This is a genomic window from Bradyrhizobium sp. 157 (assembly GCF_023073815.1).
Taxonomy (GTDB): Bacteria; Pseudomonadota; Alphaproteobacteria; order Rhizobiales; family Xanthobacteraceae; genus Bradyrhizobium.
In genome coordinates this window covers 1-16,433 of the sequence record NZ_JADPKF010000067.1, presented here as the reverse complement: position 1 = coordinate 16,433, position 16,433 = coordinate 1, and the positions used below count along the sequence as shown (strand labels likewise).

16 protein-coding genes and 1 pseudogene are annotated in these 16,433 nt (G+C 63.2%); 10 read left to right on the top strand and 7 right to left on the bottom strand.

Annotated features, from left to right (window positions below; all coding sequences use genetic code 11):
- The first annotated feature begins 121 nt into the window (after positions 1–121).
- Entirely contained in the window at positions 122–2,275 is a 2,154-nt protein-coding gene (locus IVA95_RS14855; RefSeq protein ID WP_247511147.1) for a carboxypeptidase-like regulatory domain-containing protein, read from the top strand.
- Between the two features lie 10 nt (positions 2,276–2,285).
- Here the strand turns inward: IVA95_RS14855 and IVA95_RS14850 are convergent, their stop codons facing one another.
- From IVA95_RS14850 to IVA95_RS14830, 5 genes are all read right to left on the bottom strand, one after another.
- Complete coding sequence (locus IVA95_RS14850; protein WP_213250492.1) at positions 2,286–2,522, bottom strand: hypothetical protein; 237 nt, start codon at positions 2,520–2,522, stop codon at positions 2,286–2,288.
- A gap of 117 nt (positions 2,523–2,639) precedes the next feature.
- The gene (locus tag IVA95_RS14845) at positions 2,640–3,857 is read right to left on the bottom strand and encodes a GGDEF domain-containing protein (RefSeq protein WP_247511146.1); all 1,218 of its coding nucleotides are present in this window, start codon (positions 3,855–3,857) and stop codon (positions 2,640–2,642) included.
- A gap of 235 nt (positions 3,858–4,092) precedes the next feature.
- Positions 4,093–4,569 carry a 30S ribosomal protein S9 gene (gene rpsI, locus IVA95_RS14840; protein ID WP_065747101.1) on the bottom strand — a complete coding sequence of 159 codons (477 nt, stop codon included), beginning with the start codon at positions 4,567–4,569 and terminating at the stop codon, positions 4,093–4,095.
- A gap of 1 nt (position 4,570) precedes the next feature.
- Complete coding sequence (gene rplM / locus IVA95_RS14835; protein WP_247511145.1) at positions 4,571–5,035, bottom strand: 50S ribosomal protein L13; 465 nt, start codon at positions 5,033–5,035, stop codon at positions 4,571–4,573.
- A gap of 154 nt (positions 5,036–5,189) precedes the next feature.
- A complete protein-coding gene (locus IVA95_RS14830; RefSeq protein WP_213250498.1) occupies positions 5,190–5,618 on the bottom strand; it encodes a PaaI family thioesterase in 429 nt (142 codons plus the stop codon).
- Positions 5,619–5,704: 86 nt separating this feature from the next.
- Between IVA95_RS14830 and IVA95_RS14825 the strand changes: the two genes are divergently transcribed.
- The 8 genes from IVA95_RS14825 to nadC all read left to right on the top strand — a co-directional run bounded on the left by IVA95_RS14825 (position 5,705) and on the right by nadC (position 13,788).
- On the top strand, positions 5,705–6,529 hold the full coding sequence (locus tag IVA95_RS14825; RefSeq protein WP_247511144.1) for an enoyl-CoA hydratase: 825 nt from the start codon (positions 5,705–5,707) through the stop codon (positions 6,527–6,529).
- A gap of 119 nt (positions 6,530–6,648) precedes the next feature.
- Positions 6,649–7,233: a CoA-binding protein gene (locus IVA95_RS14820; RefSeq protein ID WP_247511143.1), complete on the top strand. Its 585-nt coding sequence runs from the start codon at positions 6,649–6,651 to the stop codon at positions 7,231–7,233.
- 151 nt (positions 7,234–7,384) lie between these two features.
- Positions 7,385–8,665 carry an O-acetylhomoserine aminocarboxypropyltransferase gene (locus IVA95_RS14815; protein ID WP_247511142.1) on the top strand — a complete coding sequence of 427 codons (1,281 nt, stop codon included), beginning with the start codon at positions 7,385–7,387 and terminating at the stop codon, positions 8,663–8,665.
- 251 nt (positions 8,666–8,916) lie between these two features.
- Positions 8,917–9,342 (top strand): hypothetical protein, encoded by a 426-nt coding sequence (locus IVA95_RS14810; RefSeq protein ID WP_247511141.1) that lies wholly within the window; start codon positions 8,917–8,919, stop codon positions 9,340–9,342.
- A 32-nt stretch (positions 9,343–9,374) separates the two neighbouring features.
- Positions 9,375–10,331 carry a hypothetical protein gene (locus IVA95_RS14805; protein WP_247511140.1) on the top strand — a complete coding sequence of 319 codons (957 nt, stop codon included), beginning with the start codon at positions 9,375–9,377 and terminating at the stop codon, positions 10,329–10,331.
- A gap of 54 nt (positions 10,332–10,385) precedes the next feature.
- Positions 10,386–11,372 carry a quinolinate synthase NadA gene (nadA, locus tag IVA95_RS14800; protein ID WP_247511139.1) on the top strand — a complete coding sequence of 329 codons (987 nt, stop codon included), beginning with the start codon at positions 10,386–10,388 and terminating at the stop codon, positions 11,370–11,372.
- Complete coding sequence (locus IVA95_RS14795; RefSeq protein WP_247511138.1) at positions 11,369–12,922, top strand: L-aspartate oxidase; 1,554 nt, start codon at positions 11,369–11,371, stop codon at positions 12,920–12,922. The genes nadA and IVA95_RS14795 overlap by 4 nt, the downstream gene beginning before the upstream one ends.
- The gene (gene nadC / locus IVA95_RS14790; RefSeq protein WP_247511137.1) at positions 12,919–13,788 is read left to right on the top strand and encodes a carboxylating nicotinate-nucleotide diphosphorylase; all 870 of its coding nucleotides are present in this window, start codon (positions 12,919–12,921) and stop codon (positions 13,786–13,788) included. The genes IVA95_RS14795 and nadC overlap by 4 nt, the downstream gene beginning before the upstream one ends.
- An 11-nt stretch (positions 13,789–13,799) precedes the next feature.
- On the opposite strand, the pseudogene IVA95_RS14785 reads toward nadC, so the two are convergent.
- Positions 13,800–14,615 (bottom strand): annotated as a pseudogene (locus tag IVA95_RS14785) (FTR1 family protein); the annotation flags it as partial.
- A gap of 150 nt (positions 14,616–14,765) precedes the next feature.
- Positions 14,766–15,857, bottom strand: coding sequence for a COX15/CtaA family protein (locus tag IVA95_RS14780; RefSeq protein WP_247511135.1), 1,092 nt, complete (start codon positions 15,855–15,857; stop codon positions 14,766–14,768).
- Positions 15,858–15,976: 119 nt separating this feature from the next.
- On the opposite strand from IVA95_RS14780, the gene IVA95_RS14775 reads away from it, so the two are divergent.
- On the top strand, positions 15,977–16,189 hold the full coding sequence (locus IVA95_RS14775) for a DUF2842 domain-containing protein (protein WP_057844248.1): 213 nt from the start codon (positions 15,977–15,979) through the stop codon (positions 16,187–16,189).
- Positions 16,190–16,433 lie beyond the last annotated feature (244 nt).

Here is a 16,433-nt window from a genome sequence, read left to right as displayed (position 1 = left end):
CCTTGATGCCGCAAGCGTGAGGAAAGCGCGCGCGTGACATGCTGCCGCCGCAACCCTGGTCTGGTGTAGGCTTGCGCCAATAACGAGCGACAACAAGCTCATGGTCGCGGGGAGAGAAACAATGAATCTCGGTCGGATCCTGTTCTCCTTCACCCTGGCTGTGGCGGCAAGTGGACTGAGCTTGATGGCGGCGCCATCGCAAGCGCAGCAGCCCGCAGCGGTCGCCATCGACAATGATGATATCGGCGGCGCGGTGCGCGGACCGAACGGCCCGGAGCCCGGCGTCTGGGTCATCGCGGAGACAAATGAGTTACCGACAAAATTCGCCAAGATCGTCGTCACCGACGACCAGGGCCGTTATGTGATCCCGGACCTGCCGCCGAACGTGAACTACGCGATTTGGGTTCGCGGCTATGGCCTAGTGGATTCACCCAAGCTGCGCGCCAAGCCCGGTCAGCAGGTCAATCTCACGGCAGTCCCGGCGCCGAACGATGCCGCCGCCGCACATTATTACTCGGCGATCTACTGGTACACGATGATGAAGATCCCGCCGGCAAAGGATTTCGGCGGCTCCACCGAGATCCCGAAGGAGATCACGCAGGACATCTGGCGCCAGCGGATGAACAATGTCGACTGCATCGGCTGCCATCAGCTCGGCCAGGAATCCACCCGCACGATCCCGGCGGGGTTCGGCGAATTCAAATCGCACGAGGAAGCCTGGATGCGCCGTGTCGCCGCAGGCCAAACCGGCGAATGGATGGTGAACCGGCTCGCGGGGCAAATGGGCGGCGTGCCGTTCAAATATTTCGGCGACTGGACCGACCGGGTCGCCAAGGGCGAGTTGCCGAAAGAAAAACCACCGCGGCCGACCGGCATCGAGCGCAATGTCGTGATCTCGTCGTGGGAATGGGCGACCGAAAAACACTTCGTCCACGACCTGATTTCCTCGGATCGCCGCTACCCGACCGTCAACGCCTACGGTCCGCTGTACGGGGCGAACGAATATTCCTCCGACGACATGCCGATCCTCGATCCCAAAACGCACAAGGTGACGTTCTTCAAATTGCCGGTCGCCGATCCCAACGCGCCGGAATCATTCGGCCCTCCGCTGCATGGCACGGCTCTCCTCAATCCGGTCAGTCCCTCGGCCTATTGGGGTGACGAGAAGATCTGGAGCCAACGGAGCAACAATCACAACAGCATGTTCGACAAAAAGGGCCGCCTGTGGTTGGCGGCGGCCGTGCGCGGCATCGACAATCCGGCGTATTGCAAGAAGGGATCTGATCACCCGTCGGCTAAGGCTTTTCCGCTCGAACGCTCCGGACGGCAAGTGTCGGTATTCGATCCCAAGACCCAGAAGTACAGCTTCGTCGATACCTGCTTCGGCACCCATCATCCGCAATTCGGCTACGACGCCGACGATACGCTTTGGATGTCGGGAACCGGACCGGTCGCCGGCTGGATCAACACCCGGCTCTGGGACGAGACCGGCGATGCCGTCAAAGCGCAGGGCTGGGCGCCGTTCGTGCTCGATACCAACGGCAACGGCAAGGTCGACGAATATACCGACCCGGGCAAGCCGGCAGAGGCCGGCAAGGACATGCGGATCGCGGGCTCAGGCCCCTACGCGGTGATGCCGCATCCGACCGACGGCTCGGTCTGGTACACTGTCAACGTGTTCGTCGGGCCACCCGGATTCATGCGGTTCGATCCCAAGACCAAGCTCTCGGAATTTTACGCGATTCCGAAGGAAGGCATCGGCGTTCGCGGCGGCGATATCGACAAGAACGGCGTGCTCTGGGGCTCGGGCTCGAACGGCAGCCTGATCCGCTTCGATCGCAGCAAGTGCAAGGCGCCGCTGAACGGGCCGGGCGCGACCGGCCATCACTGCCCGGAAGGCTTCTCCTACTTCAAGTATCCGGGCCCCGGCTTCGAAGGTTTTGAGAACTCCAGCGCCGAAGCGAGCTATTACACCTGGGTCGACCATCACAACACGGGCGGCCTTGGCGAGAACATCCCGATCTCCACCGCCAACCTCAACGACGGCTTCGTCGCCTTCAAGGACGGGCAGATGGTGATGCTGCGCATCCCCTATCCGCTCGGCTTTTTTGCCAAGGGCCTCGACGGACGCATTGACGATCCAAACGCAGGCTGGAAAGGCCGTGGCCTCTGGAGCTCGAGCGGCGATCGCACACCTTGGTTGATGGAAGGCGGCAAGGGCTCAAAGCCGCGGGCCGTCCATATTCAGGTACGCCCCGATCCGTTAGCGAAGTGAGGAGTAGCAGCTAGCCGAACAGCAGCGCCGTTCCGGCGACCATCAGCGCAAAGCCGATGAACAGGATGGCAGGCCAGCGCATTCTGCGCTGAACGTAACGCCCCTGCGCACGGCGCTCGGTGATGAGCGCCATCTCGAATTCTTCCGAGGTCGAGAACATGCAGCCAAACCCGCCGCGGGCGGAGGCTGCGGCCGCTTCGAGCGACATCAGGGCAGCCTGTGGATTTTGTCTGCGGGATGGATCCATGCGCGGATGATATGGATGGAATGGTAAACGGGAGGTTACCGCGCGCGCCATCGCATGGAGAGCGATCCAAAGTGTTGGATCAATCTCCCGAGATATCGCCTTGTTTGAGCAGCACGTTCAAGTCGCCGCCGGCGCCTGGCGTTGCGAAGCTGCGCGCCCCGCCGTCTTGCGCCGCCACTTCTCGAGCGACAGCGGCAGTTCTTCCGCCGCTTCGACCCGATTGCGGCCGCCGCGCTTGGCCTGATAGAGCGCGGTGTCGGCTGCCGCCAGCAACACTTCGAGCTCCGTGCCCGCCGGACCGCCGGCGACGCCGATGCTGACGGTGGTGACGACCGGGCCTTCCTCGCAGACGATGTTGGACGCCTCGAACGCCTCGCGCACGCGCTCGGCCACGATCACACCCTCTTCCAGTGGACATGCCAACAACGCTGCAAACTCCTCGCCGCCGATGCGCCCCGACAGATCGCTGATGCGCAGATTGCTGACCACGACAGTGGAGAACAATTTGAGGATTTCGTCGCCCGCGGGATGGCCGAAGCGGTCATTGATGCTCTTGAAATGGTCGATGTCGAAAATCATCACCGTCACCGGCCGCCCGGCGGCGGCCTCGCGTTCGATCACACGGTTGCAGGCTTCCGTAAAACCGCGGCGGTTCAGCATTCCGCTCAGGGGATCGACGGACGCCGCGGTCTTGTGCACGGTGACGGCGCGGTCCGATACCAGCATGAAGATGACGAACACCGTGCCGATCGCATACAAGATCAGTTCGATCGAGAATGCCGTCACCCAGATGCTGCTGGTGAAGGTCTCGTCATGCGGGCGCAGCAGGCTGCCGAGCAGGATCGGCAGCGCCAGCACGCAACCATGCATTACAGGCACGGCGATCGCGGGCCAGCGCTTTTGCATCGTCCGCCGCCGTTCGCTCCACAATTCGGAAGCCGTCAGCCCCGCATAGATCGCGACGATCGCCGCGCCGACAATCAGCCGCATGGCGGGATTCAAGGATGGCACAGCCAGCGCGGTGCCGACCCAGGCGATCGCGCCGAGGAAAAGCCCCGGCAGATTGGGCTTGCGGCCGTGGAACACGCGCGAAGCGTTCCAGACCATGCCGCAGGCCACGAAACCAAGCGCATGCAGCGCCAGCAATAGCGGCTCGCCGAGTTTGGCGCCGCCGACGGTCCAGATCGCCACCGACGACGCGCCAAGCAGATAGGCCGTTCCCCACCACTTCAAGGCTGGAATGTTTTCCTGCTTGCCGAACAGCACCAGCATGGCCCCGAGCATGCCTGCGACCATCGTGGCAAATAAATACAGCGTGGAAGTATCGAACGACATGGGCTCACCCGAACGCGTGTGATGCAACTTGTTCGGCGCACACTGAAAATGCATTTCGCGCCATCGCATCGCGAACACTAGGAGGGCCGAGTTCCAATTTCGTGAGTGCGGGTAAGCAAGTTTTCACGAAAATCCGTGGTAACCCATCACTAAATGGTAAGCAAAAAGGGCGCCGATCGGCGCCCTTTTTCCGTCTGATGAATGCAGCAATCCGCTGCAAATTTTAGCGAAGCAATTAGCGCTTCGAGAACTGGAACGACTTGCGCGCTTTGGCCCGGCCGTACTTCTTGCGCTCCACGGTACGGGAGTCGCGGGTCAGGAAGCCGCCCTTCTTCAGCACGCCGCGCAAATCCGGCTCGAAGTTGGTCAGCGCCTTCGAGATGCCGTGACGGACGGCACCCGCCTGGCCCGACAGACCGCCGCCGGCGACCGTGCAGATGACGTCGTACTGGCCGGCGCGCGCGGCCGCGACCAGCGGCTGCTGGATCAGCATGCGCAGCACCGGACGGGCGAAGTAAACCTCGACTTCGCGGGTATTGACCATGATCTTGCCGGCGCCCGGCTTAATCCAGACGCGGGCGACCGCATCCTTGCGCTTGCCGGTGGCGTAGGCGCGGCCGTACTTGTCGACCTTCTTGACGTATTTCGGCGCTTCCGGAGCGGCCGTCTTCAACGACGCCAATTGGTCGAGCGACTGCATGGTATCCGACATCTTATGCGGCCCTCATGTTCTTGCGGTTCATCGAAGCGATATTAACCTTCTCGGGCTGCTGGGCTTCATGCGGATGTTCGGCGCCGGGATAAACGCGCAGATTGCCCATCTGCACGCGTCCGAGCGGACCGCGCGGGATCATGCGCTCGATGGCCTTCTCGACCACGCGCTCGGGGAAACGGCCCTCGAGGATCGACTTCGCGGTGCGCTCCTTGATGCCGCCGATGAAGCCGGTGTGCTTGTAGTAGACCTTGTTGTCGCGCTTGCGACCGGTCAGCACCACATGCGCCGCGTTGATAATGATGACGTTGTCGCCGCAATCGACATGCGGGGTATAGGTGGGCAGATGTTTGCCACGCAGGCGCATCGCGACCAGAGTGGCGAGCCGGCCGACCACCAGACCCTTGGCGTCGATCAGGACCCACTTCTTGGTCACCTCGGCGGGCTTTGCCGAATAGGTTTTCATGTGAGGAAATCCGTGAAAATGGAAATCGGCGCCAGACGCGCCGAACTGGCGGGTTTCTAGAGAACGGGGCGCGGTCAGTCAACGCCAATGTTTGCAAATTACCCCAATGAAAACAGTTGCTTATAAATATGGTGCCATACTACCTTCCAAAACTCTACGTGTTTGGAATGGAATAGGTCGCTGTCACGTGGGCGATCGGATCGGGCGACGAGCCCGACAGCAGGTTCACCTCCCCGACCGCCAGCCGCTTACCGAGCTTCAGCAGGCGCGCCGCGGCCAGCACGTCCTGCCCCGGCTGGCCCTTGCGCAGGAAATTGATGTTGAGATTGGTCGTTACCGCTAGCCCCACCGGGCCGATCGCCGAGAGCAGTACCACATACATTGCAAAATCAGCCATCGCCATTAGCGTCGGCCCCGACACCGTGCCGCCTGGACGCAGCATGCGCTCGTCATAACGCCGCCGCAGCAGGCAGGTCTCGCCATCGGCGCTCTCGATGGTGATATCGCCGTCGCTGAACGCCTGCGGAAACTCCTCGCGGAGGAACTTCTCCAGCTCAGCCACGCTCATTTTCGCTGCCGCCATGCCACCCCTGCCCCTCGATTAAGGCTGCCTGTTACATTACGTTGTCATCAAAGCCAAAATGAAAATCCTGGAGTGGAAACCCGGAAATGCCCGCCCAGACTGCCCGCGTGCCCACGCCGCAACCTCCGATCCTGCTGCAGGAAAATGTCGGCAGCATCCGCGTGCTCACCCTCAACCGGCCGGCCGCGCGCAATAGCCTGTCGGAGAGCCTGATCGCCGAGCTGCACGCTGCGCTGACGGCAATCCACGACGACAACAGCGTGCGCGCCGTCGTCATCGCGGCCAACGGTCCGGCGTTCTCCGCAGGCCACGACATGAAGGAATTGACTGCACGCCGCAGCGACGCCGATCGCGGCCGCGCCTATTTCGGGCAGATCATGAACGCCTGCAGCGCGATGATGCAGGCTGTCGTGCACCTGCCAAAGCCGGTGGTCGCGGCCGTGCAGGGCATCGCGACTGCCGCCGGCTGCCAGTTGGTAGCGAGCTGCGATCTCGCGGTCGCCTCCGAGACCGCAGGCTTCGCCACCCCCGGCGTCGACATCGGCCTGTTCTGCTCGACGCCTATGGTGGCGCTGTCGCGCAACGTCCCGCGCAAGCAGGCGATGGAGATGCTGCTCACGGGCGAGCCGATTTCGGCGGCCGTGGCGAAGAATATCGGCCTCGTCAACCGCGTGGTCGCCGCCGGCACCGAGCGCGATGCGGCGATCGCGCTGGCGCAGAAGGTCGCGCTCAAGTCCGCCTACACCGTCAAGCTTGGCAAGGAAGCATTTTATCGCCAGGCCGAAATGAACCTTGCCGACGCCTATCGCTATGCGGCGGAAGTGATGACCGAGAACATGATGGCTCGCGATGCCGAGGAAGGCATCGGCGCGTTCATCGAGAAGCGTGAGCCGAAATGGCAGGATAAATAGACGTTCCTCATCCTGAGGAGCCGCGCAAGCGGCGTCTCGAAGGATGCAGGCCCGCCTGTGGCCTCATGGTTCGAGACGCGCGTTCCGCGCTCCTCACCATGAGGGGCTGAGGAAATCAAATGAACCACGACAATTACGACGACAATTACATCCGCGGCATCCTCAACTCCGTGAAGTCGATCGCGATGGTCGGTGCCTCGCCGGTCAATGTGCGGCCGAGCTACTTCGCGTTCAAATATCTGGCGCAGCGTGGCTATGACATGATTCCGGTTAACCCTGGTCATGTCGGAAAGCAGCTACTCGGCAAGCCTTTTGTCGCCTCGCTGTCCGATATCGGCCGTCCCGTCGACATGATCGACATCTTCCGCAGCTCCAGCCACATCATGCCTGTCGTCAACGAGGCCCTGACATTGTCGCCGTTGCCAAAGGTGATCTGGATGCAGCTCGGCGCGCGCGACGACGCGGCTGCCGAAAAGGCCGAAGCCGCCGGCATCAAGGTGGTGATGAACCGCTGCCCGAAGATCGAATATGGTCGGCTGTCGTCGGAGATTTCATGGATGGGCGTCAATTCGCGCACGCTGAGCTCGAAGCGCGCGCCGATTCCGACACAGGGCATGCGGCTGTCGCTGAACCGGATGAGCGTCGGCGGCGGGGCAACGGCAGCATCGGATCGCGCCGCAAAGAACAAAAGCGAGCCGACGTGAAGCAATGAGAAACAATCATTTCGAAGACGCGGCCTGACGAAGCAGGCCCGTTTCCAATCCGCCACATGTGAAGGCTTCGCCTTGACGGCAGACACGGCTGCGATCAGCATGCCGCGCAATTCGAGCAGGCCAAAGAACAGGACGAAGAAGAATGACCGACCGTCTCCCGGGATTTTCGACCCTTGCCGTGCACGCCGGCGCGCAGCCCGATCCCACCACCGGCGCGCGGGTGACGCCGATCTATCAGACCACGTCCTTCGTATTCAACGATGCCGACCATGCCGCCTCGCTGTTCGGGCTGCAAGCGTTCGGCAACATCTATACCCGCATCGGCAATCCGACCACCGCCGTGCTGGAAGAGCGCATGGCGGCGCTGGAAGGCGGCACCGCAGCTTTGGCGGTCGCCTCGGGACATGCTGCGCAGGTTGTCGTGCTGCAGCAATTGCTGATGCCGGGCGACGAGTTCATCGCCGCGCGAAAACTCTACGGCGGCTCGATCAACCAGTTCACGCATGCGTTCAAGAGCTTTGGCTGGAACGTCGCATGGGCCGACCCCGACGACATCGGCAGCTTCGAGCGCGCGGTGACGCCGCGCACCAAGGCGATCTTCATCGAATCGATCGCCAACCCCGCCGGCAGCATCACCGACATCGAGGCGATTGCAGAAGTCGCCCGCAAAGCCGGCGTGCCGCTGATCGTCGACAACACGCTGGCGACGCCGTATTTGGTCCGCCCGGTCGACCACGGCGCCGACATCGTCGTGCACTCGCTGACGAAGTTTTTGGGCGGCCACGGCAATTCGCTTGGCGGCATCATCGTCGATGCCGGCACCTTCGATTGGTCGAAGGACAACAAATATCCGATGCTGAGCGAGCCGCGGCCGGAATATCACGGCATCCGGATCCAGGAGACGTTTGGCAATTTCGCGTTCGCGATCGCCTGCCGCGTGCTGGGCCTGCGCGACCTCGGTCCGGCGCTGTCGCCGTTCAACGCTTTCATGATCCTGACCGGAATCGAGACCCTGCCGCTGCGCATGCAGAAGCACTGCGAGAATGCCAAGGCGGTGGCGGAATTTCTTGCCGGTCATTCCGCGGTAGCCTCGGTGAACTATGCCGGCCTCGCCAGCGACAGGTACAACAAGCTCGCGCGCAAATACGCGCCGAAGGGCGCCGGTGCCGTATTCACCTTCAGCCTGCGGGGCGGCTACGACGCGGGCGTCAGCCTGGTGTCGAACCTGAAATTGTTCTCGCATCTGGCCAATGTCGGCGACACCCGCTCGCTGGTGATTCACCCCGCATCGACCACCCACAGCCAGCTCGACGACGAGGCCAAGGTGAGATCCGGCGCTGGACCCGACGTCGTGCGCCTGTCGATCGGCATCGAGGACAAGGAAGACCTGATCGCCGATCTGGAGCAGGCGCTGAGCATGTGATGCAATGGATGCTATGGCGTCTCCTTGCAGAAGATCGTCGTACCTGCGAAAGCGGGTATCCAGTACGCCGCGGCCTCTCGGCTGAGTTGCCAGTCTCTGGAGTACTGGATCGCCCGCCTTCGCGGGCGATGACGTCCGAGGGAGGTCCAACCACCCTCCAAGGTTAGTAGGCCCGCAATCACAGCCTCTCGTTAACGGTCATTCCGGCATAAAGTGGCAGTGATCCGCCCCCGAGTGATTCGGAGCCAACCATGCTGCGCTGGACGATGTCCTTGCTGATTGCGACGTTCGTGATCGGAACCGCCGTCGCCGCCGATGGTCCCGCCGCCACCAAGCGCGCCGCGGTTCGTGCCGCCAGCAATTTGCCGCCGGGTCTGCCCCGGGCGCATTACAATTACCGAACCACAGTTGCACCCGGCTCCGCGCCGCTCTATGTGCGGCGCGGCCGCCAACTGTTGGTCGTTGAAGAAGATCCCGACGCGCTGATCAAGCCGGTGGGAGTGATGCCCTACGTGCCACTAGTCCGGGGTACGCCATTGCTGCCAGGGTCGTCGACGCTGCCCGGCTATTACGGAACGAGCCATTCCTACAGCTATGACGGCCCCTATTATGGCGGCTCCTATACACCCTACTGGGCTCGCTTGCCGTATGCTTGCGGCGTGTATGGGTATTGCTAACGACGCATCAGCGACGGAGACGGACAACAGAGGTGGCAGGGGCATCGACAAAAAGCAGGGCAACAGGTCCTGCCAACGCGATCACGGCGGACCTGGTCGCCGTCCTCGTCGCCGTCACTGACGGCGAGCCCAAGATCATGACCATTGCGAACGATAGCGCGCTGCCAAGCGGACCGTTCGAATTCGCGCACCGTTCGCTGCAGACGGGATTGCGGGCGTGGGTCGAGGCGCAAACCGGTCATCCGCTCGGCTATGTCGAGCAGCTCTACACGTTCGCCGACCGTGGGCGGGCCGGAGACGCCAAGTCGCCGCATTCGATCTCGATCAGCTATCTGGGCCTGACCCGCGAAGACAAAGTCGGCCAGGGTTTTGAGGCGCACTGGTCTGGCTGGTACGAATATTTTCCATGGGAGGATCAGCGGGCCGGGCTCCCCCCGTCGCTCGCGAAGACATTGGCGTCGCGGCTGCGGGCATGGGCAAAATCCGCGGCGACGACGGGCGTGCAGCGCGAACGCTGGCAGCGCGCAGCCATCACGTTTGGCTTCGACGATCGCGAATGGAACGAGGAGCTGGTGCTGCAGCGATACGAGCTGCTCTATGAGGCTGGCCTAATCCCGGAAGCCGTGCGTGACGGGGCACCGGCGACGACCGTCATTCCGGGCAAACCAATGACCGGAGATCACCGCCGCATTCTCGCCACCGGGATCGCGCGGCTACGCGCCAAGATCAAATACCGTCCCGTGGTGTTCGAACTGATGCCGGCGGAATTCACCCTGCTGCAACTGCAACGCAGCGTTGAGGCGCTTGCAGGCCGCTTGGTGCACAAGCAGAACTTCCGCCGCCTAATCGAGCAGCAGCAACTCGTTGAGGAGACTGGCGCAATCGCCGCCGATACCGTTGGCCGCCCGGCCAAATTGTTCAGGTTCCGCCACGGCGTGCTGGCCGAACGGGCGATCGCCGGAACCAAGCTTCCCTTATCCCGCACTTGACTTCGATTATGCTCAGGATAAGTATAAGCCAAGATATACTCAAGGAGAGTATAAATGGCCAAACTCAGCTCCGCCGCACTCGCCCGCGTTTCACCGCTTTACGATCGGGTCAAACGGGTTATCCCGCCGCCTGAATGGGCCGTGTTTGCCGAGGATGTCGACGCCATTCTGGCGCTGAAGCGAGAGCGCAATGCCGTGGTCCTCGCACATAACTACCAGACACCTGAAATCTTCCACGGCGTCGCTGACATCGTCGGCGACAGCCTGCTGCTGGCGCGTGAAGCCACCAAGGTTGATGCCGATATCATCGTGCTGGCTGGCGTACATTTCATGGCCGAGACGGCCAAGCTGTTGAATCCGGAAAAGACGGTGCTGATCCCTGACCTGGCGGCGGGCTGTTCGCTCGCCGAGTCCATCACCGCAGAGGATGTGCGGCTGATGCGGCAACGCTATCCCGGTGTCCCCGTCGTCACCTATGTCAACACATCGGCCGCGGTGAAGGCGGAGTCCGATATCTGCTGCACTTCCGGCAACGCGCTCAAGGTCGTGGAATCGCTCGGCGCCGAACGCGTGATCATGCTGCCGGATGAATATTTGGCGCAAAACATTGCCGCGCAGACAAACGTGAAGATCATCGCATGGAAGGGCCACTGCGAGGTGCACGAGTTGTTTACGGCCTCTGACGTGCGGCAACTGCGCGAAAATCATCCAGACGTGACCATCCTGGCGCATCCGGAGTGCCCGCCCGAAGTCGTGGCGGAAGCCGATTTCTCCGGCTCCACGGCTGCGATGTCGGACTACGTCGGCAAGCAGCGCCCGCCCCGGGTCGTGCTACTGACGGAATGTTCGATGAGCGACAACGTCTCGGTGCTCCATCCCGATGTGGAGTTCATACGGCCGTGCAATCTGTGCCCGCACATGAAGCGGATCACGCTGAAGAACATTCGCCATGCGCTGGAGACCGGCCGGCACGAGGTGACGATCGATCCCGCGATCGCCGCGCCTGCCCGGCGCGCGGTCGAAAGGATGCTCGCGATATGAGCACTGAGATCTCAGCGCTTAACCACCGTCCTGTCATCATCGGCGGCGGCGCCGCCGGATTGATGACGGCGCTTCAGATGGCACCCGAGCCGGTCGTGCTGTTGTCGAAGGCGCCGCTTGGCGCGGAGGCATCGAGCCTGTGGGCGCAAGGCGGGCTTGCGGCGGCGATGGGCGACGACGACAGCCCTGCCCTGCACCTCGCCGACACGCTAACCGCAGGTGCGGGTCTCTGCGACCAAGCCGTCGTTCACGGGATCGTTCACGCGGCGCCCGCGGCGGTCGAGCATCTGGCAAGGCTTGGCGTCGCATTCGACCGACGTCCCGACGGCGGCTGGCGGCTCGGCCTCGAAGCCGCACACAGCCGCAACCGCATCGTGCACGCCACCGGCGATGGTACGGGCCGCGAAATCATGCGTGCGCTGATCGCAGCAGTGCGCCGCTGTCCATCGGTTACCCTGCTTGAAGGCGTCGAGGCGCGGAGCCTGGTCGTCGAAGACAATTCCATCAGGGGCGTGCTTGCCGTGAACGCGCAGGGTGTGTTCGTGATCGAAACCACCCGCGTCGTGCTCGCAACGGGAGGCATCGGCGGCCTGTTTCTCGACAGCACCAACCCCAGTGGCTGTTACGGCCAGGGGCTTGCCTTGGCGGCACGCGCGGGAGCTCTGCTTTCCGATCTCGAATTCATCCAGTTTCACCCGACCGCGTTCGACGGGCCCTCGCGCCCGATGCCGCTGGTGACGGAAGCCGTGCGTGGCGACGGCGCGATCCTGATCGACGACACCGGGCAGCGCTTCATGGCGCATCAGCCCGGTGCCGAACTTGCGCCCCGTGACATCGTCGCGCGCGCGGTCTGGCGCCGCCGCGCCGAAGGACATCGCGTCTTCCTCGATGCGCGCAAACATCCGGGAGCGGAATTTGCCAAACGCTATCCCGTCATTTCCGCGTTCTGCAAAATGGCCGGGATCGATCCAGCGGCCGATCCGATTCCGGTGAGGCCGGCGGTGCACTACCACATGGGCGGGATAGCCGTTGATGGCGAAGGCCGCAGCAGTGTGGACGGCCTCTGGGCCTGCGGCGAGGTCAGCCGCACCGGGCTGCATGGCGCCAACCGGCTCGCCAGCAATTCGCTGATGGAAGCCATCGTCTGTGCACAATGGGTTGCAGAGAGCGTCACGGGCGCGAGCCACGGCCCACTGAAAGCGCGCGTGGCCGACGCGCCTGCGCCCGCGTCCGATCCTTCGGCCGTACGGGCGATCCTGTCGCAAGGCCTCGGTGTGCTCCGCGAGCGGCACGGAATCGAGCGGACGATCCGCAGCCTCTACCCGCTCGCCAACGGCAGAAATGCGGCTTCCGATCCCGCGCTGGTCGGATTGATGATCGCCGTCGCGGCCTGGCGGCGCGAGGAAAGCCGCGGCGGACACTACCGAACCGACTTCCCTGACGCCCTGCCTTCGGCCGTGCCTTCATCCATCTCGCTTGCGGACGGAATCGATACGGCCCGCGACGTCATTGAGACCGAATTCCTCTCCGTCGGGAGTGCCCAGCCGTGACTCTTACGCCGCTTCTACCGCTCATGTACGAACCGCTGGTTCGAACCGCCCTGCTCGAAGATCTCGGACGCGCTGGCGACATCACCGCGGACGCAATCGTTCCGGCCGACAAGCACGCCTCGCTGGTGCTGCGCGCGCGCCAGCCGGGCGTCGTGGCCGGGCTCGACGTCGCGCGCTGCGCGTTTCAGCTCGTAAGTCCCGCCATTCGGCTCACCGCCGAGCGACCCGACGGCAGTGTAGTGGCGCCGGGAGATATTATTGCCGCCATCGAGGGACCGGCGCGTGGACTATTGACCGGCGAACGCACGGCGCTGAACTTCCTTTGCCATCTCAGTGGCGTCGCCACCGCAACGGCCTCGCTGGTTTCGGCGGCGCAAGGCACCAAGGCGCGCATCGTCTGCACCCGCAAGACCACGCCTGGGCTGCGCGCGCTGGAAAAATACGCGGTCCGCGCCGGCGGCGGTAGCAATCACCGGTTCGGCCTCGACGACGCCATCCTGATCAAGGACAACCATATCGCGCTGGCCGGCGATATCAGGACCGCGATCGAACGCGCCAAAGCGCACGCCGGTCACCTCGTCAAGATCGAGGTCGAGGTCGATACCCTACCGCAGCTTGAACAGGCCCTTGCAGTTGGCGTGGATGCTGTCCTGCTCGACAACATGACGGTCGAGCAACTCCGGCAGGCGGTCGCGATGGCCGGCGGCCGGGCGATCACGGAAGCGTCCGGCCGCATCACGGCCGAAACGGCCAAAGCGATCGCGGCAACCGGCGTCGATCTGATTTCCGCCGGCTGGCTGACCCACAGCTCCGCCGCGCTGGATATCGGGCTCGACTATCTCGGACTCAATCGGCAGGCAGCGTAGCTTTTGGCGGATCACTCGGCCGCGCGCATAGCGGCCTTTTCCTCACGCATCAGGCGGTTGTTGCGCTGGACCACCGAATAGGTCGCCAGCGCAAACAGGATCACCAATAGCTGGATCGACAGCGCTTCAAGCGTTGGATTCAAGCCGATCGCGGTCAGGAACGCCGAGCCTTTTACTTCAGTGACCGTGATGATCGCCTGTTCCTGGAACTCCTGCACCGCCTCGCCGATGAACTTGATCGCCATCACGAACAGGAACGCCGAGGTGACGATGAACAGCGGCCGCAGCGGAAGCTTTCGTGCAATCAGGTTGATGAAATAGAACAGCACGGCAAGGCCCACCGTCGCGGCGGCAAGGCCTGCAAACAGCCCCGCGCTCCAGCCGCCTTCGGTCTTCGCCAGCGCATTGATGAACAGCACGGTCTCGGCGCCCTCCCGGAACACCGCGAGGAAAGCCAGCGCGCCGACCGCCCACACCGTGTCCTGCGACAGCGCGCGGTCGGCTTTATGCGCGAGGTAATCCTGCCAGCCGCGCGGGTCCTGCTTCACCATCAGCCAGCCGCTGACATAGAGCATCAGAGCGGCGGCGACGAGAATGATGACGCCCTCGAGGACATCGCTGTGGTCGCCGGAGTTCAGCACCGCAAACAGCCAGGCGGCCACGAAGCTGGCGCCGACCGCGGCGAGCGCGCCGCCGTACAGCGCCTGAATGCGGTGGGCGGCTCCGGCCTTGGTCAGGTAGCCCGCGAGTGCTGCGATCACCAGCATGGCTTCGAGCCCCTCGCGGAGCAGGATAACGGCGGCCTGGATGAAAGCTGACGACATGAAACTGAACCTTTGCTTTGGCTCGTTTTATCGTCCCAACGATTCAAGTAAAGCGGTCGCACGCCACCCAAATACGTCAAGGCCATCGCGCAGCAAGAAACCCCTGCAAATCGGGCACTTCCGGCAATGACAGCAGATTAGAATTACTCAATTTCAGCCGGGCTGCCCGAGCGGCATCGCCAGCTTCTGCCTATCGTGCTCGGTGCGCCGCGCAACCAGACGTTCGGTCTGCAACACCGCAAGCGTCAACACCACGATCGCAACAGCCTGATGTGCCAGCGCAAGGTCGATCGGCACCTGATGGAGCAGCGTCAGAATGCCGAGCCCGGCCTGCAGCGTGATCGCCGCCACCAGAGACCAGGCGCCGCCGACAACGGCAACACCGGCCCGTGACCTCACGCTATCGACGGCATGAAGGACGGCCAGCGCCAGCAGCGCATAGGCGGTCATTCGGTGCTCGAACTGCACGGTGAGCGTGTTGTCGAACAGATTGCGCCACCACGGCTCCTCGAAGAACAGCCGCGCCGCCGACGGAATGAAGGCGCCGTCGATCTCGGGCCAGGTATTGTACACCCTCCCTGCCCGCAGGCCCGCGACCAGCGCGCCGAAATAAATCTGGACGAAAGTCAAGGCGAGCACAGCCACCCCGGAGATCTTCAGCCGCGGCGGAACGAGCGGCTGCGGACGCGCGCTCATCCGCCGTAGCGTCCAGACGATTGCGGCAAAAATCACCAACGCCAGCACCAGATGTATCGCCAACCGATATTGAGATACCTCGGTCCGTTGAGACAGGCCGGAGGCGACCATCCACCAGCCGACCGCGCCCTGCAGCGCGCCGAGGGCGAAGATCAGCCACAGCCGTTTTTTTAGTTCGGCGCTGAACGCACCACGCCACAGGAAGTACAGGAACGGCAGCAGATAGACCGCGCCGATCACGCGCCCGAGCAGCCGATGGCTCCATTCCCACCAGAATATGGTCTTGAACTCGGCAAGGCTCATGCCGGCGTTGAGTTCACGGTATTGCGGAATGGCCTTGTAGCCTTCGAATGCCTGCGCCCATTGCGCCTCGTTGAGCGGCGGCAGCGTGCCGGTAACCGGCTTCCATTCCACGATCGACAGTCCGGATTCCGTCAGGCGCGTGGCGCCGCCGACCAGCACCATGACCGCAATCAGCGCGGCGACCACGATCAGCCACGATCGGACGGCAGTGGCATGCGGGGCCTGCTGTGTGGAACCAGCGATCATAAAAATCCGTCTTGAAATCCGTCCTGGCTCGCCCCGAAGGCGCGCTTGATCGAATTGGCGCGCCCCTTATAGTCCGCCCCTTCCCGCGCGCAACCCGCCACGAGCCTGACATATCCGCCATGACGATACGCACCCGCAAATTCTTTGGAACCCTCGCTTTGCTGGTGCTGGTCGTGGTGTGGTCGCTGTTGGGAATGACCATCGCCCAGACGCCATGGCTGGCCAGTTCAGGCCTGCTACAGGCGATCTTCTATGTCGTGGCAGGGCTTGGATGGGTGCTGCCGGCGATGCCGATCGTGAGCTGGATGTCGCGGCCCGATCGCGCCGCTTAGACTAGAGCATGATGATTTTTGGTTAGATCGATTTGGCCGCAGACGCGCTTCACCTCTCCCGCTTGCGGGGGTCGAGACGAGCGAAGCTCGCTCTTAGGTCGGCGCGAAGCGCCGGGTGGGCGCTCTCTCCACTCGGGCAGTGTCGCCCGCGGAGCCACCCCCACCCCAGCCCTCCCCCGCAAGCGGGAGAGGGAGCGCACCTTCTGCGTGGTCGCAACCAAACCCAATTTCATCATGCTCTAGC